Source organism: Nocardia anocheti, from assembly GCF_029675105.1.
GTDB lineage: Bacteria > Actinomycetota > Actinomycetes > Mycobacteriales > Mycobacteriaceae > Nocardia.
Map to the genome: position 1 here is coordinate 1 of NZ_JAQQFV010000002.1, position 22,947 is coordinate 22,947.

General features: G+C 70.2%; 17 protein-coding genes. 12 read left to right on the forward strand and 5 right to left on the reverse strand.

Features of this window, described 5'->3' with window-relative positions; genetic code table 11:
• Positions 1-131: 131 nt before the first annotated feature.
• A complete protein-coding gene (locus QC180_RS03955; RefSeq protein ID WP_278261210.1) occupies positions 132-1,340 on the reverse strand; it encodes a DUF885 domain-containing protein in 1,209 nt (402 codons plus the stop codon).
• Between the two features lie 200 nt (positions 1,341-1,540).
• Between QC180_RS03955 and coaA the strand changes: the two genes are divergently transcribed.
• A complete protein-coding gene (gene coaA, locus QC180_RS03960; protein ID WP_278261211.1) occupies positions 1,541-2,473 on the forward strand; it encodes a type I pantothenate kinase in 933 nt (310 codons plus the stop codon).
• Between the two features lie 29 nt (positions 2,474-2,502).
• Here coaA and QC180_RS03965 read toward each other — a convergent pair whose 3' ends face one another.
• The 3 genes from QC180_RS03965 to QC180_RS03975 form a co-directional block, all read right to left on the reverse strand.
• Positions 2,503-3,618 (reverse strand): hypothetical protein, encoded by a 1,116-nt coding sequence (locus tag QC180_RS03965; protein WP_278261212.1) that lies wholly within the window; start codon positions 3,616-3,618, stop codon positions 2,503-2,505.
• Between the two features lie 80 nt (positions 3,619-3,698).
• Positions 3,699-4,265, reverse strand: coding sequence for a hypothetical protein (locus QC180_RS03970; RefSeq protein WP_278261213.1), 567 nt, complete (start codon positions 4,263-4,265; stop codon positions 3,699-3,701).
• Positions 4,266-4,294: 29 nt separating this feature from the next.
• Complete coding sequence (locus tag QC180_RS03975) at positions 4,295-5,083, reverse strand: isoprenyl transferase (RefSeq protein WP_474646388.1); 789 nt, start codon at positions 5,081-5,083, stop codon at positions 4,295-4,297.
• Positions 5,084-5,233: 150 nt separating this feature from the next.
• Between QC180_RS03975 and trhA the strand changes: the two genes are divergently transcribed.
• On the forward strand, positions 5,234-5,896 hold the full coding sequence (gene trhA, locus QC180_RS03980; protein WP_278261215.1) for a PAQR family membrane homeostasis protein TrhA: 663 nt from the start codon (positions 5,234-5,236) through the stop codon (positions 5,894-5,896).
• A gap of 52 nt (positions 5,897-5,948) precedes the next feature.
• Positions 5,949-7,493: an adenylate/guanylate cyclase domain-containing protein gene (locus QC180_RS03985; RefSeq protein ID WP_278261216.1), complete on the forward strand. Its 1,545-nt coding sequence runs from the start codon at positions 5,949-5,951 to the stop codon at positions 7,491-7,493.
• 174 nt (positions 7,494-7,667) lie between these two features.
• On the opposite strand, the gene QC180_RS03990 is transcribed toward QC180_RS03985, so the two are convergent.
• Positions 7,668-9,719, reverse strand: coding sequence for a thioredoxin domain-containing protein (locus tag QC180_RS03990; protein WP_278261217.1), 2,052 nt, complete (start codon positions 9,717-9,719; stop codon positions 7,668-7,670).
• A gap of 282 nt (positions 9,720-10,001) precedes the next feature.
• Here QC180_RS03990 and QC180_RS03995 point away from each other — a divergent pair, with 282 nt between their 5' ends.
• The 9 genes from QC180_RS03995 (at position 10,002) to QC180_RS04035 (ending at position 22,944) form a co-directional block, all read left to right on the forward strand.
• Complete coding sequence (locus QC180_RS03995) at positions 10,002-11,117, forward strand: MFS transporter (RefSeq protein WP_347567306.1); 1,116 nt, start codon at positions 10,002-10,004, stop codon at positions 11,115-11,117.
• Positions 11,118-11,160: 43 nt separating this feature from the next.
• Positions 11,161-12,396: an aminotransferase class I/II-fold pyridoxal phosphate-dependent enzyme gene (locus QC180_RS04000; protein ID WP_278261218.1), complete on the forward strand. Its 1,236-nt coding sequence runs from the start codon at positions 11,161-11,163 to the stop codon at positions 12,394-12,396.
• On the forward strand, positions 12,393-13,958 hold the full coding sequence (locus QC180_RS04005) for an acyl-CoA carboxylase subunit beta (protein WP_278261219.1): 1,566 nt from the start codon (positions 12,393-12,395) through the stop codon (positions 13,956-13,958). The genes QC180_RS04000 and QC180_RS04005 overlap by 4 nt, the downstream gene beginning before the upstream one ends.
• On the forward strand, positions 13,955-16,087 hold the full coding sequence (locus QC180_RS04010; protein WP_278261220.1) for an ATP-binding protein: 2,133 nt from the start codon (positions 13,955-13,957) through the stop codon (positions 16,085-16,087). The genes QC180_RS04005 and QC180_RS04010 overlap by 4 nt, the downstream gene beginning before the upstream one ends.
• Positions 16,087-17,721 (forward strand): ABC transporter substrate-binding protein, encoded by a 1,635-nt coding sequence (locus QC180_RS04015; RefSeq protein ID WP_278261221.1) that lies wholly within the window; start codon positions 16,087-16,089, stop codon positions 17,719-17,721. The genes QC180_RS04010 and QC180_RS04015 overlap by 1 nt, the downstream gene beginning before the upstream one ends.
• Before the next feature lie 18 nt (positions 17,722-17,739).
• Positions 17,740-18,741, forward strand: coding sequence for an ABC transporter permease (locus QC180_RS04020; RefSeq protein WP_278261222.1), 1,002 nt, complete (start codon positions 17,740-17,742; stop codon positions 18,739-18,741).
• A complete protein-coding gene (locus QC180_RS04025) occupies positions 18,738-19,601 on the forward strand; it encodes an ABC transporter permease (RefSeq protein WP_278261223.1) in 864 nt (287 codons plus the stop codon). Before QC180_RS04020 ends, QC180_RS04025 begins: the two co-directional genes overlap by 4 nt.
• Positions 19,598-21,562 (forward strand): dipeptide ABC transporter ATP-binding protein, encoded by a 1,965-nt coding sequence (locus QC180_RS04030; protein WP_278261224.1) that lies wholly within the window; start codon positions 19,598-19,600, stop codon positions 21,560-21,562. Before QC180_RS04025 ends, QC180_RS04030 begins: the two co-directional genes overlap by 4 nt.
• A gap of 164 nt (positions 21,563-21,726) precedes the next feature.
• Positions 21,727-22,944 carry a GAF domain-containing protein gene (locus QC180_RS04035; RefSeq protein ID WP_278261225.1) on the forward strand — a complete coding sequence of 406 codons (1,218 nt, stop codon included), beginning with the start codon at positions 21,727-21,729 and terminating at the stop codon, positions 22,942-22,944.
• Positions 22,945-22,947: the final 3 nt, after the last annotated feature.

Consider the following 22,947-nt stretch of genomic DNA (forward strand, 5'->3'; position numbering starts at 1 on the left):
GTATTCACCGAAGCGGTCGTCTGCGTCACGACCCTCAGTCTATGGCCCGCGCGCGGGCACCCGAGCACGGGGATAGCGCAAGCCCGGCCCGCGCGCGAGTCGAGAGATGCAGGTCACACCCCCTGGTGGGCTCAGGCGGGCGTGGCCATCCGCCGGATCGCCCCGGGCGTGAGCGGCTCGTCGAGCAGGCGGCCGAACCGCTCGACGCGGTCCTGCGCGTCCACCGCACCGTCGAGCCAGCCGCCCAGCAGCCGGTAACCCTCGACATAGGTGCTGATGTAGGCCCGCCACAGCGGCGAGGACAGGAACCGCAGCGCCTGGCGGGCCCGCTCGGGGGTGGCCAGGCTCCAGCGCTGCAGGAACGCCGCCACCTCGTCTTCGCCACGGTGCTGATCGTGCAGCAGCAGCGCCGCGTCCTGACGCACGCTCAGCAGCTTGGCCGAGGCGGCGGCGAAGCGCTCGGCGCGTTCGCCGTCGAAGCGCAGGCCCAGGTCGGCGTAGATCTCCTGGGCCCAGGTGCCCCAGCCGGGACCGATGATCGACTGCAGCGCCAGATCCGCCAGCCCCTCGGCCATCAGACACTGCGGGGTGTTGACCAGGAACAGCGTCTGCTCCTGCTCGCCCGCCGCGACCAGCCCGGCCTCCTTGCGGCAGTGCTCGGTGTGATGACCGGGGTAGGCCTCGTGCGCGATCAGCGCGGGCAGATTGGCCATGTGCTGCTTGAGGTCGGAGTTGATGGCGACCTTGGAGTGGAAATCGCCCAGGTAGTAGTTGAATCCGGACCACGGCTTGTCGCCGACGACCTCGTAGGTGACGGTCTCGTGGTCGGGCAGCGGGTAGCGCTCGCGCACCCGCTCGCGCAGTGCGCTGGAGAACGCCTCGACGCAGGTCGCCAGCTTCTCCGGCGGGATCTCGTCTCCGCGCCGGTAGGCGGAGGCGCGCTCGGCCAGCGGGCCGTCACCGCCGAGGACCTCGTCCATCAGCCGGTGCGCCTCGCGGTAGTCGTCGGGGTCGCCAGGGGCGATGTCGACGTCGAAGTACGCACGCACCTCGTCGACGAAGCCGATCGGCTCACCGGCGAACTTGCGCGCCGAGCACTCCATCGCCACCAGGTGCGCGTCGAGGAACTCGGTGCGCCGCGCCGAGAGCCCGGCCTCGGGCAGGGCCGCGCGCAGGTCGACGGCGCGGCGGACCAGGTCGGCGGGTTCGGGGGCGGGCGCGTTCTCGCTGTCGCGGCGCAGTCGAGGGTCGCCGGTGTAGGCGTCGACGAAGCCGTCCTCGAGCCGGTCGAAAGCCAGTCCGAGCCGGAGGTATTCAGTGACGAGTGGAAATGACCCCATACGGAACGACCTTACGGGGTGAATCGGAAAAGCGGGCCCTACCTCGGCGTTGTTACTCGTTACCGACGAGTAGCCAAACCCCCTGTTGCGCACGGATGGCTGATACGGAGCACAATCGCGCTATGCGGTCAGAGTTATCCCGGATCTCACCCGACGGGCAGCCCAGCTGTGCGGACGCGCCCGGACGGAGCGTCGGGTAGGTGGCACGGATCAGCGAGCCGAGCCCGTATGTGGAGTTCGACCGGAAGCAGTGGCGCACCCTGCGCAAGTCGACTCCCCTGGTCCTGACCGAGGAGGAACTGACCGGCCTACGTGGTCTCGGTGAGCAGATCGATCTCGAGGAAGTGGCCGAGGTCTACCTGCCGCTGGCCCGTCTGATCCACCTGCAGGTCGCGGCCCGTCAGCGCCTGTTCGCCGCGACGGCCACCTTCCTCGGGGAGAAGCACCCGGACAAGCAGGTGCCGTTCGTGATCGGCGTGGCGGGCAGCGTCGCGGTCGGCAAGTCGACGACCGCGCGCGTGCTGCAGGCCCTGCTGGCCCGCTGGGACCACCATCCGCGCGTGGACCTGGTGACCACCGACGGATTCCTCTACCCCACCGCCGAACTCACCCGCCGGGGCATCATGCACCGCAAGGGTTTCCCGGAGAGCTACGACCGGCGCAAGCTGCTGCGCTTCGTCACCGAGGTGAAGTCGGGCGCGGAAGTGGCCTGCGCGCCGGTGTATTCGCACGTGTCCTACGACATCGTGCCCGACGAGCAGCACTGTGTGCGTCAGCCCGACATCCTCATCGTCGAGGGTCTCAATGTGCTGCAGACCGGCCCGCGCCTGATGGTCTCGGACCTGTTCGACTTCTCCATCTACGTCGACGCGCGCATCGAGGACATCGAGAACTGGTACGTGCAGCGTTTTCTCGCGCTGCGCAAGACCGGCTTCGCCGACCCCGACGCGCACTTCCACCACTACGCCGGGTTCAGCGACGAGCAGGCGACCGCCGCGGCGCGCGACATCTGGCACTCCACCAATCGACCCAACCTGGTGGACAACATCCTGCCGACGCGTCCGCGCGCGACCCTGGTACTGCGCAAGGACTCCGACCACACCATCAACCGGCTACGCCTGCGCAAGCTCTGAACCGCGCGGTGCGGTGCCCGGCCCGCGCGTCAGTCGCTCGGCGCGCCCAGCGAGACGACCTGGGTGGCCAGCTCCGACCGGGCGCCACCCTTCTGCACGACCAGCACCCCGCGCGGGGTGTCGCGCGCGTCGGTCGGATCACCGGCGACCACCTCGATGATCGCCTCCTGGTCGCGCGGGAGCATGTCAACGACCGGGTACTCGCCGACCGGCGCCCAGCCCTGCGCGGCCGACTGCAACCGGTCGACGGTGCCGGGCGCGCCGGGCGCGTCGGCCCACTTGCGGGTGGCGACGGTGATGGTGTCGCCCGCGTCCCAGCGCGGGCTGTAGGCGACCGAGCACTCGCCGGGCAGATCCGGCAGGTCCTGCACCTCGTTGGTGGTGACGTCGATGGTCGCGACGTGCCCGGTGCCGCAGGAGGCGCTGCGCGCGCTCGACCCGGCCAGCACGAAGGTGTGTCCGTCGGGACCGGCGGCCGCGCCGAGGCCCGCGTCGATCCCCGGAACCCGACCCAGCGGCAGGATGGCGTCGGCGCCGATGGCGTAGAGGTGGCTCTTCTCCCACCACAGCCCGCGCGACTCGACCCGCGCCACCAGCAGATAGTCGTCGGTGGCCGCGACCAGCCTGGCCCCGTCCCACGACCCACCCGACAGCGGGCTCGGCGAGGACGGCAACTCCACCTCGCGCTCGGGCGCGGCGGGGGTGGTGTCGGCCAGGTCCATGCTCATCACCTGGCCCGGATCGCGCCACCAGCCCACCACCGAGCCGCGCAGGGCGGCCGCGTCGGTGCAGTCGCATTCGATCCGCGAGACCGAACCGTCGCGCACCCCCACCGCGACCAGGGTCTTGCTGGTGGTCTCCACCGCGAAGGCGTACTGGCCGTCGCGGGTGAAGCCGACCGCGGCCGAGGAGTAGCCGAAGCCGCCCGCCGCGCGCAGGGTGTCGCCGCCACGGACGACCACCAGTTCACCGGGGGTGCGATAGGCGAACACCGGTCCCTTGGCGGCCTGTTCCTCGGCGGGGGTCAGGCGGGGTGGCGCGGGTTCCTCGGCGGCGCCGCAGCCCGCCACGAGCGCCACGGCACTCGACACCGCACCGAACACCGCCAGGCGCCACCGAGCCCCTGCCTTGGTCGCACTTCCCACCGTTCACCCCTCGCTCGCGTCGTCGGGCCGCTTTCTCGCGGCAGCCTAGCCCGCGCGCGGCCCGGATCTGGGCTACTCGGCTACAACTTCCAGGCCGCGTCGAGCCTGGTCGCCACATCGATATTGCGCACCGCGGCGATCTCGGGTTTCCGGATCTCCTGGGCGATGTAGCGGGCGACGAAGCGGCGGATCTCGTGGTCGACACTGGCCAGCACCCGCAGCAGCTGCCCGCGCTTGGTGGCACTGGCGACATTGACGCGCACGTCCCCCGGCCGCGGCTCGGCGATGTCGATGACCACCCGCAGCGGGTCAGCGGTGCGCGCGGTCAGGTGCAGGTGCACCGTGCCGTCGACGCGGAAGCGCGAGCGGTCCACCGCGAGGTCGACCACCAGATCGACGTGCAGCGGAATGGTGAGTTCGAAGGAGATGTGGGCGTCGATGAAGCGCAGGATGCGCGGCCGCCCCAGCTCCACCTGCGCGGTGACCTTGGCCAACCGCCCCGGCCCGACCCCGATCGGGCCGAAATCGAAAGCGGCGCCGGTGAGTTCACCGAACGCGTCGGCGATACGCTGCTCGGAAACGGCGTATTCCAGGAAACGCCTGCCGAATTCCTCATAGCTGATATAAGAAGGCTGTTCGGGCTGCACTGACCGCAGAGTACGCGACCCCTACGACATCAGACGCCGAAACGACGGTGCCGCGCGGCGTAATCCCGTAGGGCGCGCAGGAAGTCGACGCGGCGGAACTCCGGCCAGTACGCCTCGGTGAACCAGATCTCCGAATAGGCGCTCTGCCACAACAGGAATCCCGAAAGCCGCTGCTCACCAGAGGTTCTGATGACCAGATCCGGGTCGGGCTGCCCGGAGGTGTAGAGATTCTGGCCGATCGCGTCGACGGTGATGGCCTGCACCAGGTCCTCCCCCGACTCGCCCGCGGCGATCTCGCTGCGCACCAGCGAGCGCACCGCGTCGGTGATCTCCTGCCTGCCGCCGTACCCCACCGCGACGTTCACATGCACGCCGTCGCGACCGCTCGTGCGTTCGGCCGCCACCCGCAGCCGCTTGGCGATCAGCTCGGGGAAACCGGTCAGCGAGCCGACGATGCGCACACTCCAGTTCTGCTCCGGCGCCGACAGCTCCTCGACGACGTCGGTGATCACCTCGAACAGCGTCTCGAGCTCGTCGGGATCGCGACGCAGATTCTCGGTGGACAGCAGATACACGGTGACCATCTCGATGCCCTGGTCGGCGCACCAGCCGACCAGTTCGGCGATCTTGAGCGCGCCCACCCGGTGCCCGTGGCTGACATCGGTGAACCCGTTCTCGCGGGCCCAGCGACGATTGCCGTCGCACATCACGGCGACGTGGCGGGGATGCTGCTTGTCGGCCAGCTGCTTGGACAGTCTGGCTTCGTAGACGCGATAGGGCAGTCCACGTAACCGACCGAGTAACTCCACATCCCGCACCCTACGCCTGGCCGGTCGACGCGCCGCGGACCCGTTGGGCCGGGTGTGGTGGTTGGCACGTTTGTGGTGGTGACGGGGGTTTCTACCGTACGGTTGCGGCGTAACTTACGGTTCCGTAGGTTTTGGCTTCTGGAGGTCGTTGTGGAGGGTGTGCAGGTTTCCGGTGTGCCCGTCGCGCTGGTGAAACCCCGGTTCCGAGGGTGGATCCACACCTGGGCGGTGGGGATCGCGGCGGTGGCCGTCGCGGTGCTGGTGACCTACGGGTTCGGCGTCTCGGCGACGGCGGGCTGGTCGACGCTGGTGTACGGGGTGTCGGTGTGCGCGCTGTTCGGGATCAGCGCGGTGTATCACCGGGTGACCTGGAACAGTGTGCGCGCCCGGGTGCGGATGAAGCGGGCCGATCACTCGATGATCTTCCTGTTCATCGCCGGGAGCTACACCCCGTTCGCGCTGCTCGGCCTGCCCGGCACGACCGGGCGCACGCTGCTGGCGGTGGTCTGGGCCGGAGCGCTGGCCGGGGTGGCGCTGAAGCTGCTGTGGCCCACCGCGCCGCGCTGGGTGGGGGTGCCGCTGTATCTGCTGCTGGGCTGGGCGATCGTGCCGGTCGCGCCGGAACTGCTGCGCAATGTGGGTGTGCTGCCGATGGTGCTGCTCGCCATCGGCGGGGTGATCTACAGCGTCGGGGCCGTGCTCTACGCCACGAAGTGGCCCAATCCGTGGCCGGATTTCGGCCATCACGAGTTCTTCCACGCCGCGACCGTGCTCGCCGCGGTGTGCCACTACCTGGCCATCTGGCTGGTCGTCCTGGGCTGAAACCGGCGCGTGCTGGCCGCGAGGGCCCGCGCGCCTTCTATGCTGGACAGTCGTGTCACCCGTCAGCGCAGCGCGCGAGACCAGGGCGTCCTCGGGCGCCGCGCTGGGCCGCGTGTTCGAACGGCTGGTCCGCTGGGCGTTGCAGTCCTATGTGGGGCTGGCCCTGGTCGTCATCACGGCCAATATGGTCGGCCTGGCCGCCATCTTCCTGATCTCCTGGGCGGGCGGTGTCTTCACCCGCGTCGGCGCGGACTGGCAGGGCGCCGCGGTGGCGATCATGATCTACCCGGCCGTGGCGCTGACCGCGGGCGTCGGCATCGCGCTCTGGGACCGGCGCCGCTACCTGCGCTGGCTCGACAACGGCCGCAAACCCACCCCGGACGAAGCGCGGGCCCTGGTCCGGTTGCCCGCGGCGATCACCGTGCGCGCGATCGCGCTGTGGACACCCGGCATCCTGCTGACGGTCTGGCTGGTCGACCACTACACCGATTACCACAACGTCCCGGTGCTGCTGTCGGGCTTCGCGCTCGGCGCCCTGGAGGCCGCCGGGGTGGGCTATCTGATCCTGGACCGGCTGATCCGGCCCGCCGTGCCGATCGTGGCCGCGGTGCTCGGGCCGACCGTGCATCCCACCTCGACCGTGCTGGTGCGCGTGCTCGTCACCTGGGCGGTCTCGGGCGCGCTGCCCGGGCTGATCATCATCGTCGTCCTCAGCGACCGGTCCAGCCCCGCCTCCGACCGGGTGCGCGCGGCCTGGCTGTTCTCGATCGTGGCGCTGCTGGTGGGCGCGCTGGCGACCGCGCTGCTCGCCCGCTCGGTGGCCACGCCCATGCGCGCGATGTATCGGGCGCTGGACCGGATCACCCGGGGCGAGCTCGACGTGCGGGTGCCGGTGGGCAGTACCAGCGAGATCGGACGGCTGGAACATTCGGTCAACGAGCTCGCGGCCACCCTGCGCGACCAGATGCACACCGAGGACGTCTTCGGCCGACACGTCGGCTCCACGGTGGCCGAGCGCGCGCTGGCGGGCAGCACCGATCTCACCGGTGACCTGCGGATCGTGTCGGCGCTGTTCGTCGACGTGACGGGCTCGGTGCAGCTCTCGGCGGAGATGGCGCCGGTGGAGTTCGTGCACAAGCTCAACCGGCTGCTGGCCACCGTCGTGGCGGCCACCGAGGACAACGGCGGCCTGGTCAACAAGTTCGCCGGTGACGCCGCCCTGTGCATCTTCGGCGCCCCGTCGGCCCTGCCCGACGACGCCACCCCCGCCCTGCGCGCGGCCCGCCGCATCCGCGACGAGGTGGTCGCCACCGGCGAACTCGACATCGGCATCGGGGTGGCCCGCGGCCAGGTCTTCGCCGGTGACGTGGGCTCCGACACCCGCCTCGAGTTCACCGTCATCGGCGACGCCGTCAACGAGGCCGCCCGCCTCACCACCGTCGCCAAGGAAGCCCCCCGCCGCATCCTCGTCAGCGACGCCCTCCTCCAGGCCGCCACCCCCGCCGAACGCGCCAAATGGAAGCGCTACAAAGACCTCCGCCTCCGCGGCATCCCCGGCCGCACCCGCACCTGGACCGACATCCCGCCGGTCCGCTGAGGACCGCCGCCCGCGTTCGCCCCGCTGCGGTCAGCACCAGTGGCGCCGCTCGCCCCGCCACTCCACCCGGCAACAGTGGCGGCCACTCAACCCAGTCGACGCGGACCACTCCCCACCTATCGCGTATACACGGCGACGACCTGCGTCAGCCGCGCGCCTGAAGGGGCGTGCCGACTATCGCTGGAGAGCCGCTGCCAGGTCGGCCGGTTCGGTGACCGGCAGGTCGCAGACCGAACCCCGGCAGACGTACGCGGCCGGGGTGCCGTTGACCAACGGACGGTCCGTGAGGAGGGGCGCGGTGTCCGGTGGGGCGGCGAGGACGATGGACCCGCCGGGGGCGCCCGCGCGTGCCGTGGCGAGGAGTTCCGTCGCGGCGGAGGACTTCTCGGTGGCGGCGATGGCGATCTGGATCGGGCCCCGGACGGCGGCCTCGGCGACGGCGAGCCAGTGACCGGCGGTGCGCGGGGCGCGGGCCAGCAGCACGGCGCCGCGCGCGAGGGTGTGGTCGGCGAGTTCGCGGTAGCGCAGGGCGGTGTCGGGCTCGGCGACGGCGGAGGCGGTGAGCAGGGCCTCGGCCAGCACCGAGGTGCCCGAGGGAGTCGCGCCGTCGATGGGATCGCGCGGGCGGGCGACCAGGGTTTCGGCGTCGTCGGCGGTGTCGAACCAGCTGCCGGGGCGGTCCGCGTCGGCGAAGTGGGTGACGGCCGCGTCGAGGACGAGCTGCGCGGCGGCGAGCCAATCCGGTTCGCCGGTCGCCTGATACAGCGCGAGCAAGCCGGTCGCGCACCAGGCGTAGTCCTCGAGCACGCCGGGCGGGGCGCCGACCACACCGTCGAGCGAGGCGCGCCGCAGCCGCCCGTCGACGAGGTGCACATCGAGCAGGAACCGCCCGCAGCGCACCGCGGCCGCCACCCACGACGGTTCCTCCAGCGCCGCACCGGCTTCCGCGAGCGCGGTGATGGTCATCCCGTTCCAGGCGGTCACCACCTTGTCGTCCCGCGCGGGCTGCGGGCGCTGGGCGCGGACCCCGAAGAGCTGGGCGCGCAACCGATCGAAGCGGGCCGACTGTTCGACGTCGACCGGGTCGCTGCGCCGGGTGAGCACCGAGGTGCCCTGCTCGAAGTTGCCCGCGGTGGTGACGCCGAACGCGTCGGCCGCCCACATACCGTCGAGCGGCCCGAGCTCACCCACCAGTTCCGCGGGCGTCCACACGTACGTGGCGCCCTCGACTCCGGGACCACCCGGTTCGAGGTAGGTGTCGGCGTCGAGCCCGGAGGCGAACCCGCCCTCGGCGGTCCCCAGATCGGCGAGCAGGAACTCGACGGTCTCGCGCGCCACCCGGTGCGGCAGCGATTCCAGCGGGGTGGCCGGTGCGCGGCGGGCCAGGTGCGCGTAGGCGCGCAACAGCAGCGCGTTGTCGTAGAGCATCTTCTCGAAATGTGGGATCAGCCAGCCCGCGTCCACGGCGTAGCGGGCGAAACCGCCGCGCAGCTGGTCGTAGATGCCGCCGCGCGCCATCGCCTCGGCGGTGCGTTCGACCAGGTCGTAGACGGCCGAGTCGCCGGTGCGTTCCCAGTGCCGCAGCAGTCCTTCCAGCAGCGCCGACGGCGGAAACTTCGGCGCCCCACCGAACCCACCGTGTTCGCGGTCCTCGTCGGCGGCGATCGCGGCGACCGCCTGGTCGAGCAGCTCGGGCCCGAGGGCGAACTCGGCATCGGGCAGCCCGGTGGACTGGGCCCGCAGCGCGTCGGTGACCTGCTGGGCGGCGGAGTTCACGTCGTCGCGGCGCTTGTGCCAGGTGTCGGTGATCGCGCTGAGCAGCTGGGTGAACGAGGGCATCCCGCCGCGCGGCTGCTTCGGGTAGTAGGTGCCGCAGTAGAACGGGGCGCCGTCGGGGGTGAGGAAGCAGGTCATCGGCCACCCGCCCTGCCCGGTCATGGCGACGGTGGCGTTCATGTACACCGCGTCCAGGTCGGGCCGTTCCTCCCGGTCGACCTTCACGCACACGAACTCGGCGTTCATCTGCGCGGCGGTGGCGGCGTCCTCGAACGACTCGTGCGCCATCACATGACACCAGTGGCAGCTGGCGTACCCGATCGAGAGCAGGATCGGCACGTCCCGTGCCGCCGCTTCGGCCAGCGCCTCGGCGTCCCACTCCCGCCAATCCACCGGATTGTCGGCGTGCTGACGCAGGTAAGGCGAGACCGCGCTGCCAAGTCGGTTCATGACCCCAGCTTTACACACCGCGTCGACGCCCGACATCGCCCCCGCGTCCTGTCCGGTCGCCCGCGCGATCCCGATAACCGCGCCGACTCCCGCTCAATCCTCGAGAATCACCACGATCGCAATGGTGGTCGCCCCTCGACCTGACGCCGTATATCTGAAACACGGACCGTGATATCCGAATGGCGTAGGGGGAGAACATTGTTCGTACGTCAGGACACCGACGCCGTGTCGGTACCGACGAACCACCGCGCCGTTGTCGCCACCGCCTGCGGTGCCGTGACGGTGGCACAGATGGCGACCACGATCTATCTGCCCGGCATGCCCGCCCTCGGCGCCGACATCGGCGCGAGCGAGTCCACCCTGCAACTCTCGGTGGCGGTGTTCGTGGTGTTCGCCGCGCTGCCGGTCGTCGCGTGGGGCCGGGCGGCCGAGCGCTACGGCCGGGTGCCCGCCTTCGTCGCGGCGGGGCTGCTGTTCGTGCTCGCCAGTGCCGCGCTGGCGCTGATCGGCAACGCCCCGGAGTTGTTGGGGCTGCGGGTGATCCAGGCGATCGGCGCGGGCGGCATCGCGGTGGTCGGGCGGATGATGATCAAGGATCTGTTCACCGGCGCCGATCTCGCGCGTCAGCTCGCGCTGCTGTCGATGGCGTTCGTGGTCGCGCTCGGTGGCGGGCAGGTGATCGGCGGCATCGTCACCTCCACCATCGGCTGGCGCTACGGCTTCGTGATCCTGGCCGTGCTGGCCGCGATCCCGGTGCTGTTCGCGCTGCGCGTCGAGCTGCCGAAACCCACGCTGACCTCGCCCGCGAAGGGCACCGCCCGACGACTGTTCGGCGACCGGATCTTCCTCGCCAGCGCCCTGGCGGGTGGCATCGGCTTCGCCGTGATCGTGATGATCCAGCAGAAGTCGGCGTTCATCTTCACCGACCGATTCGCCTTGCCGCCGTGGGTGTTCGGCCTGTTCGGCGTGCTCTACGGCGCCGCCTATCTGGGCGGGGCCACCTATGTGCGCCGGGCGGTGCTCGGGGTGGGCGCGCGGGTGATGATGCGCCGCGGCGCCTGGATCATGCTGGTGGGCTGCGTGCTCGTCACCGCCGTGTGGGTGGTCGACCTGCCGCGCGCGGTCGCCCTGCCGATCTTCCTCGCCGGATACGTCACCAGCACCTTCGGCCAGGCCACCCTGTTCCCCAACAGCGCCGCGCACGCGGTCAGCCACCTCGCCACCGGCGCGGCGATCGCCGTGTCCTGGTGCGCCCTGATCCAGCAGGGCCTGGCCGGGATCGCCTCGCTGGCCGGTCCCGCGCTCACCGGGCTGCTCGCCTGGTCCCTCGTTCTCACCCTGCTCGCGGCGGCCAATGTGGCGCTCGTCGCCGTTCCCGAAAGCCGACACCGCACCTAGAACACCCCGTATCGACGCTCCATCGCTCACGAAGGAATTTCGAATGGTCACACACCAATTCGCCAATATCCGGCGGCAGCTGCAATTGAGCAACACCTTCTGGGACGACAGCACCACGCACGGCCTGGTCGACATCATCGCCACCGACATGCGCGACGGCACGGTGCACGACCGCGACGGCCGCGCGATCGTCAACTTCTCCTCCTACTCCTACCTCGGCCTCGACAGCGACCCGCGCATCCTTGCCGGAGCGCACCGGGGCCTGGACGAGACCGGCACCATCAACTCCTCCATCTCCCGCATGCGCATCCGGCTGTCGCTGCTCGAGGAGGCCGAACAGCGGCTCTCGCACACCTTCGGCGCGCAGGCGGTGACCGTGTCGTCCTGCGCGGCGGCGGCCTGGGCCACCCTGCCGCTGCTGGCCTCGGGTGAACTCACCGACGGCGAGCCGCCGCTGGTGGTGTTCGACAAGAACGCGCACTTCTGCCTGAACGCGATGAAGCCGCTGGTGGCCGACGAGACCGAGCTTGTCACCATCGCCCACAACGACATCGAGGCACTGGAAGAGCTGTGCCGCAAGCACTCCACCGTCGCCTACGTGGCCGACGGTGTCTACAGCACCGGCGGCGGCGCACCACTGGCCGAACTGCACCGCTTGCAGGATCAATATGGCCTGTTCCTGTATTTCGATGAGGCACATGGCATCTCGACGATCGGTCGAGGCGGGCGCGGTTACGTGCTCGGCGCCTACGAGGGCTGGCGGGAGCGCACACTCGTGATCGCCTCGCTCAACAAGGGTTTCGGCGCCAGCGGCGGCGTGATCTTCTTCGGCGCGCCCGGCGACGACTCCCGCAAGCCGACGCTGCTGCGCACCAGCGGCCCGCTGATGTGGTCGCAGCGGGTGAACACCGCCGGGCTCGGTGCCATCGTCGCCGCCTGCGACCTGCACGACGACGGCACCGTCGACACGCTACAAGTCGCCCTGCGCGAGCGGGTGCACCTGTTCGACACCCTGGTCGAGACCGAGAACGCCGGGGACGGGCTGCCCATCCGCTTCGTCAGCATCGGCCGCGAGGACGTCACCGTGGCGGTCGCGCGCGACATGCTCGAGGCCGGGTTCTACACCTCCCCGGTGTTCTTCCCGATCATCCGCCGCGGCAGCGCGGGCCTGCGGCTGATGCTGCGCGCCGACCTCGCGCCCGACACCATCCGCCGGTTCGCGGACACGCTGAGCGCGAGCCTGGCCGCGCATCAGGAGCGGGCGGAGCAGCCCGCATGACCGTCACCGTCGAGAACACCCTGGGCTTCGAGGCCCAGCGCGCCCTGCTGCGCGAACACACCGCCGAGATCGTGGCGCCGCGTCGGCGCGCGGGCGATGGCAAACTGCCGGTGCGTGAACGGGTCGACCGGGTGCTCGATCCGGGCACGCCGTTCCTGGAGATCGGGCGGCTGGCCGGGCACGAGGTGTACGACACCGATCTGCCCGCCGCCGCGCTGATCGTCGGCATCGGCACCATCCACGGCCGTCCGTGCATGGTGTTCGCCAACGATCCGCACGTCAAGGGCGGCACCTACTACCCGCTGACCATCAAGAAGCAGCTGCGCGGCCAGAAACTGGCCAGGGAGTACCGGCTGCCGTGCGTCTACCTGGCCGATTCCGGCGGCATCTATCTGCCGCTGCAGGAGGAGATCTTCCCCGACGAGGAACACCTCGGGAAGATGTTCCGCAATATCGCGGAGATGTCGGCCATGGGATTGCCGCAGATCTCGGCGGTGCTCGGCATCTGCACCGCCGGTGGCGCCTACGTGCCCGCGATGAGCGACGAGACGGTGATGGTCAAAGACCTGAGCACCGTCTTCCTGGGTGGTCCGCAGCTGGTGGAGGCGGCCACCGGCGTGGTCGTCGACGCGCAGACCCTGGGCGGGGCCGATCTGCACGTGCGCGAGACCGCGGTGGCCGATCACCTGGCGGTGAACGAGATCGAGGCGCTGGCGATGGTCCGCGACATCATCGCGCGCACCCCCGGCGACCAGGTGCGTCCCCCGGCCTTCGCCGCGCTCGAACCGGCCGACGATCCGGCCCGGCTACCGGACCTCATCCCGGCGAGCACCAAGAAGGAGATGGACGTGCGCGCCATCCTGCGCTGCGTGGTGGATGCCACCTCGTGGGTGGAGTACCGCAGGGACTACGGCATCACCATCGTGTGCGCCACCGCGCGCATCGCCGGATACGAGGTGGGCATCATCGCCAATCAGGGCGTGATCTTCCCCGACAGCGCGCTCAAGGCCACCAACTTCATCCAGATCTGCAATCAGCGCCGTATCCCACTGTTGTTCGTGCACAACGTGAGTGGGTTCATGGTGGGCGAGGAGTACGAGCGGGCCGGGATCGCCAAGCACGGCGCGAAGATGGTCAACGCCGTGTCCTGCGCGACGGTGCCGAAGATCTCGCTGGTGATCGGCGGCAGCTTCGGCGCCGCCAATTTCGCGATGTCGGGACGTTCGATGGGCGGGCAGTTCATGGCCATGTGGCCCAATGCCCGCTCCACCGGCGTCGGCGGCGAGCAGGCCGCCGCGGTGATGGCGATCCTCAAGCGTGACCGGCTGCGCCGCGAGGGCAAGGAACTCAGCGCCGCCGACGAGGCCGCCATCAAGCAGCCCATCATCGACAGTTTCGAACGGCAGTCGCTACCCACCTACATCGCCGCGCGCATGTGGATCGACGCGGTGGTCGAACCGGAGGACACCCGGTCGTGGCTGGCCCAGTGCCTGTCGCTGGCCCACGAACGCTGGGACCGGCCCGAGCCCGCGCCCGCCAACTTCGGGGTGTTCCGGCTGTGATCACGCGACTGCTCATCGCGAACCGGGGCGAGGTCGCCGCCCGGATCGCGCGCACCTGCGACCGACTCGGCATCGAATACGTGACGGTGGCCGTCGCCGAAGACCGCGAACAGACCGGGCACGCCGGGGCGGTGGCGACGGTATCGCTGCCCGCCGGTGGCTATCTCGACGCCGCCGCGCTGGTGCGCGCGGCCACCGAGAACGGTTGCGATTCGGTGCATCCCGGCTACGGGTTCCTGTCCGAGAACGCCGAGTTCGCGCGTGCCGTGCGCGCGGCCGGGCTGGTGTTCGTGGGCCCGAGTTCGCGGGTGATCGAGACCATGGCCGACAAGGCGTCGGCGCGCGGGGTGATGGCGGCCGCCGGGGTGCCGGTGCTGCCCGGTACGCCCGAGGCGAGTGAGGATCTCGACGCGCTGGTCGAGGCGTCGGCGGCCATCGGATTCCCATTGATCGTCAAGCCCGCCGGTGGCGGTGGCGGCAAGGGGATGTCGGTGGTGCGCGCGGCGGCCGGGTTGCGCGAGGCGTTGGCCTCGGCATCGCGCACGGCGACAGCGGCTTTCGCCGATGGTCGACTGCACCTGGAACGCTATGTCGAGCGCGCGCGGCACATCGAGGTGCAGGTCTTCGGGGACGAATTCGGTGGTGCGGTGCACCTTTTCGATCGGGACTGCTCGTTGCAGCGGCGTCATCAGAAGGTGATCGAGGAAGCGCCCGCGCCGCGGATTCCCGATGCCGTGCGTGCGGCGATGTTCACCGCTGCGGTGCAGGGCACGAAGGCTTTGCAGTACGTGGGTGCAGGCACCTTCGAGTTCCTGCTGGTCGGTGACGAGTTCTTCTTCATCGAGATGAACACGCGGTTGCAGGTGGAGCACACCGTTACCGAGGAGATCACCGGACTGGACCTGGTGGAGTGGCAGTTGCGGGTGGCCGCCGGTGAGCCGCTGCCCGTCGAGCAGGCCGACATCGCGTATTCCGGTGCCTCGGTGCAGGTTCGGATGTATGCCGAGGACCCGTTCCGGTCGTTCCTGCCGTGTCCGGGCGAGCTCGAGGTGACGCACTGGCCGGACGTGCGGGTGGAACGGGCGTTCACCCGGCGACTCAACGTCACCGGTGGATTCGATCCGATGATCGCCAAGCTGGTCGCCACCGGCACCACCCGGACCGAGGCCCTGGACCGTGCCCGGCGTGCCAGCGCGGACCTGCGCTGGCACGGCATCTCGACCAACCTCGGCTTCGCCGCGCACGTCCTGGCCTCCCCCATCGTCGCGGCCGCCGAGCACGACACGGCCTACCTGGACCGGATCGACCCGGTCGTCGAGTTCGGCGATCCCGACGAGATCGCCGCGCTGGCGGTGGGCGGGGTGCTCAGCGCCCCCGACCGGGCCACGCCCTGGTCGGCCGGTGCGCCGAGCGGTGATCGCGCGTGGCTCGATCCGGTCGACGGTGATCTCGGCGGTATCGATCTCGAGGTCGACGGGCGACCGTTCACGGTGCGGGTCAGCGGATACGCCGGGGATGCGGCCCTGCTGCGCGCCGAGTCCGCACCACCATCGCTCACCCGAGCGAGTGTGGGTGCGGACGCGGCGCCTACCCGTGCCGACGCGACCGTCATCGGCCACACCGGACGCGCATCGCGCACCACCACACCAGCCGTCAGCCGTGCCGATCCCGCGTCGCGCGCCAGCGCACCATTCGGCCCGACCGATCCCGCGTCGACGCGCACCGACGTGAGCGGGTCCGCGCCTGTGCCGGTCCGGGTCGACATCGCGGGCACCACCGTCACCGTCGGGTCGTCCACCTGCGTGATCCGCAGGACCGGCGAGAGCTGGGTGTGTCAGGTCGACGGGGTCACCCGGGAGGTGCGGCGCGCCGAGTACCGCGCGCTCGCCGACTCCGACGCCGGTCCCGAGATCCGCTCCCCCATGCCGGGAACTCTTGTGCGGCTGCACGTCTCGACCGGCACCCCGGTCGAGGCGGGACAACTGCTCGGCGTGGTCGAGGCCATGAAGCTCGAGCACGAACTCACGGCCACCCACGCCGGAATCGTCACGGTGACCGCCGCCGAAGGGGCGGTGGTCACCACCGATCAATCACTGTTTCTCATCGAGGAGAGGAGTGCCGCACTGTGATGCGCACTCGACGACTGGCCACGGCACTGATCGCGGCGACCGCGCTGCTGGTGTCGGCGTGCGGCGGAACCGACACCACCGCACGCGAATCCGCGGAACCGAAGAGCGGCGGCTCGCTGACCTGGGGCGTGGAGACCGAACCGACCACGCTCAACCCGCACCTCAACGGGCAGAGCAACACGAAGATGTTGCTGCGCAACACCTATGAGACCCTGCTCGCCCGCACCCAGGACGGCGGTTTCGTCCCGTGGCTGGCCTCAGGCCACGAGATCTCCGCCGACGGCCTCACCTACACCTTCACCCTGCGCGAGGACGTGAAGTTCACCGACGGCAACCCGCTCACCGCGGCCGGGGTCGCCCGCAACTTCACCACCATGCAGGACCTGAGCTACTCCGGTGGCTTCTCCTCCGGGCCGCTGTCGAACCTGGCCGGGGTGCAGGCCCGCGACGAGCACACCGTGGTCTTCACCCTGAAGAACCCGTACGCGCCGTTCCTGGACTTCGCCTCCGGCTTCGACATCATCTCCCCCGCCGCCTTCGACAAGCCGCAGCTCAAGTCCGGCGGACCCGAGATCGCGGGCACCGGGCCGTTCATCCTGGACCGCTACGTCAAGGGTCAGGAGCTGCACTTCCGCAAGAATCCCGACTACAACTGGGCGCCGAGCATCGCCGCGCACCAGGGTCCGGCCCACCTCGACGAGGTCACTTACCGGTTCCTGCCGGAGTCCTCGGTGCGCGTCGGCGCGCTCACCTCGGGCCAAGTGGATCTCATCGAGGGCGTCTCCGGCAACGACGCCTCGCTGTTCCGCGACGATCCCGAGTACACGTATCAGACGGCGCTCAACAACGGCAGCCCGTACTCGCTGTACTGGAACGCGACCTTCGGTCCGGCCACCGACGTGCGGGTACGCAAGGCGCTCAATGCCGCCGTCGACGTCGACGCGGTCCTGGCGTCGATCTATCGCGGTCAGCGCACGCGCGGGTGGGGCATCACCTCCACCGTCGACACGCCCTTCTACGACAAGAGCATCGAGAAAACCTACGGCGCCGACACCGCCGCCGCCAACCGCCTGCTCGACGAAGCCGGGTGGACCGCAAAGGATTCCGATGGCTTCCGCACCAAGGACGGGCAGCGCCTCACCATCGACCTGATCCAGGCCCAGTCCACCGTGCGCGATCAGCGCGAGGTGCTGTTGCAGGCGGTGCAGGCCCAGGCCAAGCAGAACGCGGGCATCGACCTGAAGCTGTCCTACGTCGACCTCGGTACCTACGCCGAACTGCGCAAGAAGAACACCTTCGGTTCGATCGCCAACTCCGACACCATCACCGGCGGCATCGACATCGAGAACCACTGGTACCCGTCCTCCTCGAAGGGCACGCTCAACTACAGCCGCGCGGGCGATCCCGAGCTCTCGGCCTGGTTGCAGGCCGCCGCCGCGACCACCGACGTCGCCGAGCGCGCCAAGCAGTACTCGCAGCTGCAGAAGTTCGCGCTCGTCGACAAGAGTTACGCGCTGCCGCTCTACATTCCGGAGAACCAGATCGCGGCCGCCGCGCACGTGTACGGCGCGGGATTCCGTCCGTACAAGCAACTTCCGGAGAGCGCCTACGACATCTGGATCGATCGTGGGTAGCGCGACGGGGTGGTGTCGGTGACGCTCGACATCACCGCCGAGCAGCAGGCCGCGCCCGCCGGTTCCGGCATTCGTGCCGGGATCGGCGGGCGGGTGGTGCTGCGGATTCTCGCGGGCCTCGGCGTGCTGTGGGGTGCGGCCACCTTGACGTTCCTCGGGGTACGGCTGGCCCCCGGCGAAACGGTCGACGTGCTGATCGGCGAGCAGCCGCGCACCCCCGAGATCGAGGCCGCCATCCGCGCCGAATGGGGGCTGGACAGTCCGGCGGTGGTCCAGTACGCGCGCTACCTGTGGAATATCGCGCACGGGGACTTCGGTCGGTCGTATGTGTTGCAGCGGCCGGTGGCGGAGGTGATCGGTTCGCAGGTCGGTCCGACGCTGGCCCTCACCGGTGCCGCGTTGCTGGTGGCGATCGTGTTCGCCGTCGTCGTGGCGACCACGACCGCGCGGCGGCGTCGTGCGCGATCGGTGGCCAATTCCGTTGAGCTGGCACTGGTCTCGACGCCGTCGTTCTGGCTCGGCATCGTGCTGCTCTCGGTATTCAGTTTCCAGTTGAAGGTCTTTCCGGTGGCGTCCAACAAGGGGCTCTCTGCACTGGTCCTGCCCGCGCTCGCGCTCGGACTCTCGCTGGGCGCGGTCATCTCGCAGGTGCTGCGCGACGGTCTGGAGCGGGCGCTCGACGAGCCGTTCGCGGTGACAGTGCGGTCGTGGTCGGTGAGTGAGACCGGACTCCGCGTGCGTCATGGTCTGCGGCACGCGTCGTTGCCCGCGGTGACTCTGACCGGATGGCTGGTCGGCGGATTGCTGGGCGGCGCGGTGATCATCGAGGAGGTCTTCGGTAGGCCCGGCCTCGGGCGCGTGACGGTGGAAGCCGTGCTCGCCCAGGATCTTCCGGTGGTCCTCGCCGTGGCGATCCTGTCGGCGCTGGTGTACGTGGTGATCAGCACCCTGGTCGACCTGCTGTACCTGGCACTCGATCCGCGCCTGCGGCGTGCGGCACGTGGAGAGGGTGGACGATGACCACTGCCAGTCCATCCCGTGCGCTCTCGCAGATCGCCACGTATGCGAGGGGTTTCACTGTCGCGCCCGGCGTCGCGGTGGCCGCGCTGACCGTGACCCTCGTCGCGATCGCCGTGCTCGCCCCTTCTCTGCTGGCCGGTGACGATCCGCTCGCCGCCGATCCGCGGGCGGCCCAGCTCCCACCGAGTGCCCAATACTGGTTCGGCACAGATCATCTGGGGCGTGACGTGTTCACCCGGGTGGTGCACGGCGCCCGCTATTCGCTGCTCATCGGTGTCACCGCCGTCGCCATCGCGGTGATCGTGGGGACGCTGCTCGGGCTGCTGGCCGGGCTCGCGCGCGGTCCGGTCGACGAGCTGATCACCCGGTTCCTCGACGTGGTCTCCTCGTTCCCCGACCTGCTGCTCGCGCTGGTGCTGATCTCGTTCACCGGGCCCGGCACCACCAATCTGATCTTCGCGCTCGGCATCGCCTCCATCCCCCGCTTCGCCCGCGTGGTGCGCGCCCAGACCCTGGTCGTGCAGGAATCCGGCTACGTCGAGCAGGCCAGGACCTTCGGGCTCACCCGCGCCACGCTCGTGCGTCGCCACGTCCTGCCACACGCGGTGGCTCAGGTCCCGATCCTGGCCACCATCGGCCTCGGCACCGCCATCCTCGGCGCGGCCGGGCTGAGTTTCCTCGGCATGGGACCGCAACCGCCCGAACCGGAGTGGGGCGCCATGCTCGCCGAGGGACGCAACTATCTGCGCAATGCCTGGTGGATCGCCGTGCTCCCCGGCGTCGCCGTGACGGCCACCGTGATCGCGGTGAGCTCGCTGGGTCGGCGCTGGCAACGGCACTACGACGGAAGGCCGACATGAGTCTGATCGATGTGACGAACCTGCGGGTCGGCTTCCCGGCCGAAGGCGGCGTTCGCGAGGTGGTCAAGGGCATCGATCTGCGCATCGAACCGGGTGAGGCCGTCGCGCTGGTCGGCGAGTCCGGGTCGGGTAAATCGGTGACGGCACGCACGCTGGTCGGCCTGGCCGGGCCGGGTGCGGTGGTGCGCGCCGATGGGCTCTCACTGTTCGGGCAGAACGCACGCGGCTACCGGGATCGACAGTGGCGGCGCCTCCGTGGGTCCGAGATCGGCTTCGTCCTCCAGGACGCCCTGACCTCGCTCGACCCGCTGTACTCGATCGGCGCGCAACTGGCCGAGGTACAGCGCGCTCTCACCCCGCTGCGCCGACGCGCACTCACCGAACGCAGTGTCCGCCTGCTCACCGACGTCGGCGTCCCCGAACCCGAACGACGGCTGCGCCAATACCCCCACGAACTGTCCGGCGGCCTGCGTCAACGCGTCCTCATCGCCACCGCCATCGCGGGCGACCCACGCCTGATCATCGCCGACGAACCCACCACGGCCCTCGATGTCACTGTGCAACAACAGATCCTGGACCTCCTGCGCGCCCGCAAGGCCGACGGCACCGCCCTGCTGCTGATCAGCCACGACTTGGCGGTGGTCGCCGAGGTGGCCGACCGTGTCCTGGTCATGCGCGACGGCGAAGTCGTCGAACAGGGCCCCACCCTCGACGTGCTCACCCGCCCGACCCACCCGTACACGAAGAAACTCCTCGCAGCCGTCCCCTCCGCCGCCTCCCGCGGATCACGACTATCGGTCGCCGCCGAACAGTCAGCCACACCGGCCCTCATCAAACCGACTGCCCCGTCCGCCAAACCGACTACCGCATCCACCGAACCGACCGCCGCGTCCGCCGGACCAACTGCCGCTTCGACCGAACCGACCGCCGCGCCCACCAGACCGGCACCCACCTCAGGCGCATCGACCGCCGCATCCGCCGAACCGGCTCGCACATCGGTGCCCACCAAGTCAGCTGCCGAACCGGCTTCCGCCGAACTGGCCGCTGCGTCAGTGCAGGCAGAGCGAGCTTCTATGGTGTCGTCACCACGCACTCACCAGCGAGACCGGCATCGAGCCACCGACGGCGCCGAGCACGAGCGAGGACCTCTACCACCACGCTCCATCGACGACACCCGCGTCGTGCTCTCGGTGCGCGAGCTGTCCAAAACCTACGGTTCCGGTCCTGCCGCGCGCACCGTGGTCGCGGACGTCGACTTCGACCTGTTCGCGGGCGAAACCCTCGGCATCGTCGGCGAATCCGGCTCGGGCAAGACCACCACCGCGCGGTTGGCGCTGCGGCTGATCGCACCGTCGTCAGGGCGGGTGGTCGTCGACGGTCAACCGTGGAGCGAACTCTCCGAGCGCGAACTGCGGCCCCTGCGCGGCGCGGCGCAACTGATCGCGCAGGACCCGCTCAGCAGCTTCGATCCGCGCTACACCGTGGAGCGCGTCATCGGGGAGAGCCTCGACACCGTCGACGTACGCGGTGCCGCCCGCGCGCGCAGGGTGCGCGAGATCCTCGACGCGGTCGGGCTCGCCCGCGATCTGCTCGACCGCCACCCACGCGCCCTCTCCGGCGGCCAACGCCAACGCGTCGCCATCGCCCGCGCGCTCGCGCCGAACCCGGCCCTGCTCGTCGCCGACGAACCGGTCTCCGCGCTCGACGTCTCCATCCAGGCCCAGATCCTCGACCTGCTCGCCGACCTCCGCGCCGAATTCGGCACCGCCCTCCTGCTGATCTCCCACGACCTCGGCGTCATCCAACACATCGCCGACCGCGTCCTGGTCATGAAGGACGGCCGCATCGTCGAATCCGGCAATGTCGACACGGTCCTGCGCGCCCCCGACCACGCCTACACCCGCCGCCTCCTGGACTCGGTCCCCCGCCTCCCCGAACTCGCCGAGCACGAACAGAACTGAGCAGCGGTCGGCGCGGCGCATCCACACTTCCCCACAGGGTCGTGAGACCTACGCGGCCGCACCGGCGGGTGCGCACGGGAAACTGCTGCTCAGCGGGCGGATCTAGGGCATGATGAGAAGCGCAATACTCGCCATGTGACCCCGCAGGAAAGACACGGACCCCGATGGCTCAGCGGCTGACGCTCTCCGCGCAGCGTGCTGCGCTGGAACGGGAGTGGGCGCAGTGGGTGCCGGATCGGGCCGACACCTCCGCGCTGGGCCGGAGTTCGGCGGTGCGCACCGAGGTGGCGCAGTCGTGGTTGCGGTCGCTGCGGACGGTCGATCCGGGGCGTGATCACGCGCCCGAGAGCGAGACCGACATCGGGCCGCGCTGGGCCGAGTCGCCCTTGCGCGAGCCGGTGACCGCGTTGAAGGACCAGTTGCACAGCGTCGCCGACGACGCGGGCTACGTCGCCGCCGTCACCGACGCCTCCGGCACGATCCTGTGGACCTACGGCGGCCCGGTCATGCGCAGGCGCGCCGAACAGGTGAACTTCGCGCCCGGCGGCCGCTGGGACGAGCCGCACATGGGCACCAACGCGCTCTCCCTCGCCCTGCGCACCGACCAGCCCCACCAGGTGTTCTCGGCCGAACACCTGGTCGCGGCCCTGCACGGCTGGGTCTGCTACTGCGCGCCGATCCGCGCCGCCGACGGCACCATGCTCGGCGTGCTCGACCTGTCGACCACCTGGAAACGCTCGCACCCGCTGGCCATGACCACCGTGCAGACCATGGCCGCCGCTATCGAGTCGAAACTGCACGCCGCTCAGCCAGCCCCCGCCGGAATGCGGCTGACCTGCCTGGGCACCGGCCGCCTGACCCGCGACGGCACCCCCGTCCGCCTGCGCCCCCGCCACCTCGAGATCCTCACCCTGCTCGCCCTCGACGACGACGGCTACAACCACGAACGCCTGCACCACGCCGTCTACGGCGACCGCGCCGTCGGCGCGAGCACCCTCAAATCCGAGATGTCCTACCTGCGCCGCGCCACCGGCGGCGACATCACCAGCCGCGTCTACCGCTTCACCACCCCGCTGTCCTGCGACGCCGTCGACGTCCTGCGCGCCCTCGAATCCGGCGACCTCGACACCGCCGTCCACCTGTATCACGGCCCGCTGCTTCCGGATTCGGACACCCCCGGCATCACCGAATGGCGCGACCACCTCGAGGTAGCCATGCGCAACGCCGTCCTCTCCAGCCCCCACCCGCACCACGCCCTCACCTACGGCGAAGCCGCCCCCGACGACATCGCCATCCACGAACACGCCATGATCCTCCTCCCCACCCACGACCCCCGCCGAGCCATGGCCACCGCCCGCCTCCACAGCGCCCTGCGTGCCTGATCG

Coding starts and splice junctions, on each gene's coding strand:
- QC180_RS04030 (WP_278261224.1), top strand. CDS start 19,598: ATGAGTCTGATCGATGTGACGAACCTGCGGGTCGGCTTCCCGGCCGAA.
- QC180_RS04035 (WP_278261225.1), top strand. CDS start 21,727: ATGGCTCAGCGGCTGACGCTCTCCGCGCAGCGTGCTGCGCTGGAACGG.
- QC180_RS04015 (WP_278261221.1), top strand. CDS start 16,087: ATGCGCACTCGACGACTGGCCACGGCACTGATCGCGGCGACCGCGCTG.
- QC180_RS04000 (WP_278261218.1), top strand. CDS start 11,161: ATGGTCACACACCAATTCGCCAATATCCGGCGGCAGCTGCAATTGAGC.
- QC180_RS03990 (WP_278261217.1), bottom strand. CDS start 9,719: ATGAACCGACTTGGCAGCGCGGTCTCGCCTTACCTGCGTCAGCACGCC.
- QC180_RS03955 (WP_278261210.1), bottom strand. CDS start 1,340: ATGGGGTCATTTCCACTCGTCACTGAATACCTCCGGCTCGGACTGGCT.
- QC180_RS04005 (WP_278261219.1), top strand. CDS start 12,393: ATGACCGTCACCGTCGAGAACACCCTGGGCTTCGAGGCCCAGCGCGCC.
- QC180_RS04025 (WP_278261223.1), top strand. CDS start 18,738: ATGACCACTGCCAGTCCATCCCGTGCGCTCTCGCAGATCGCCACGTAT.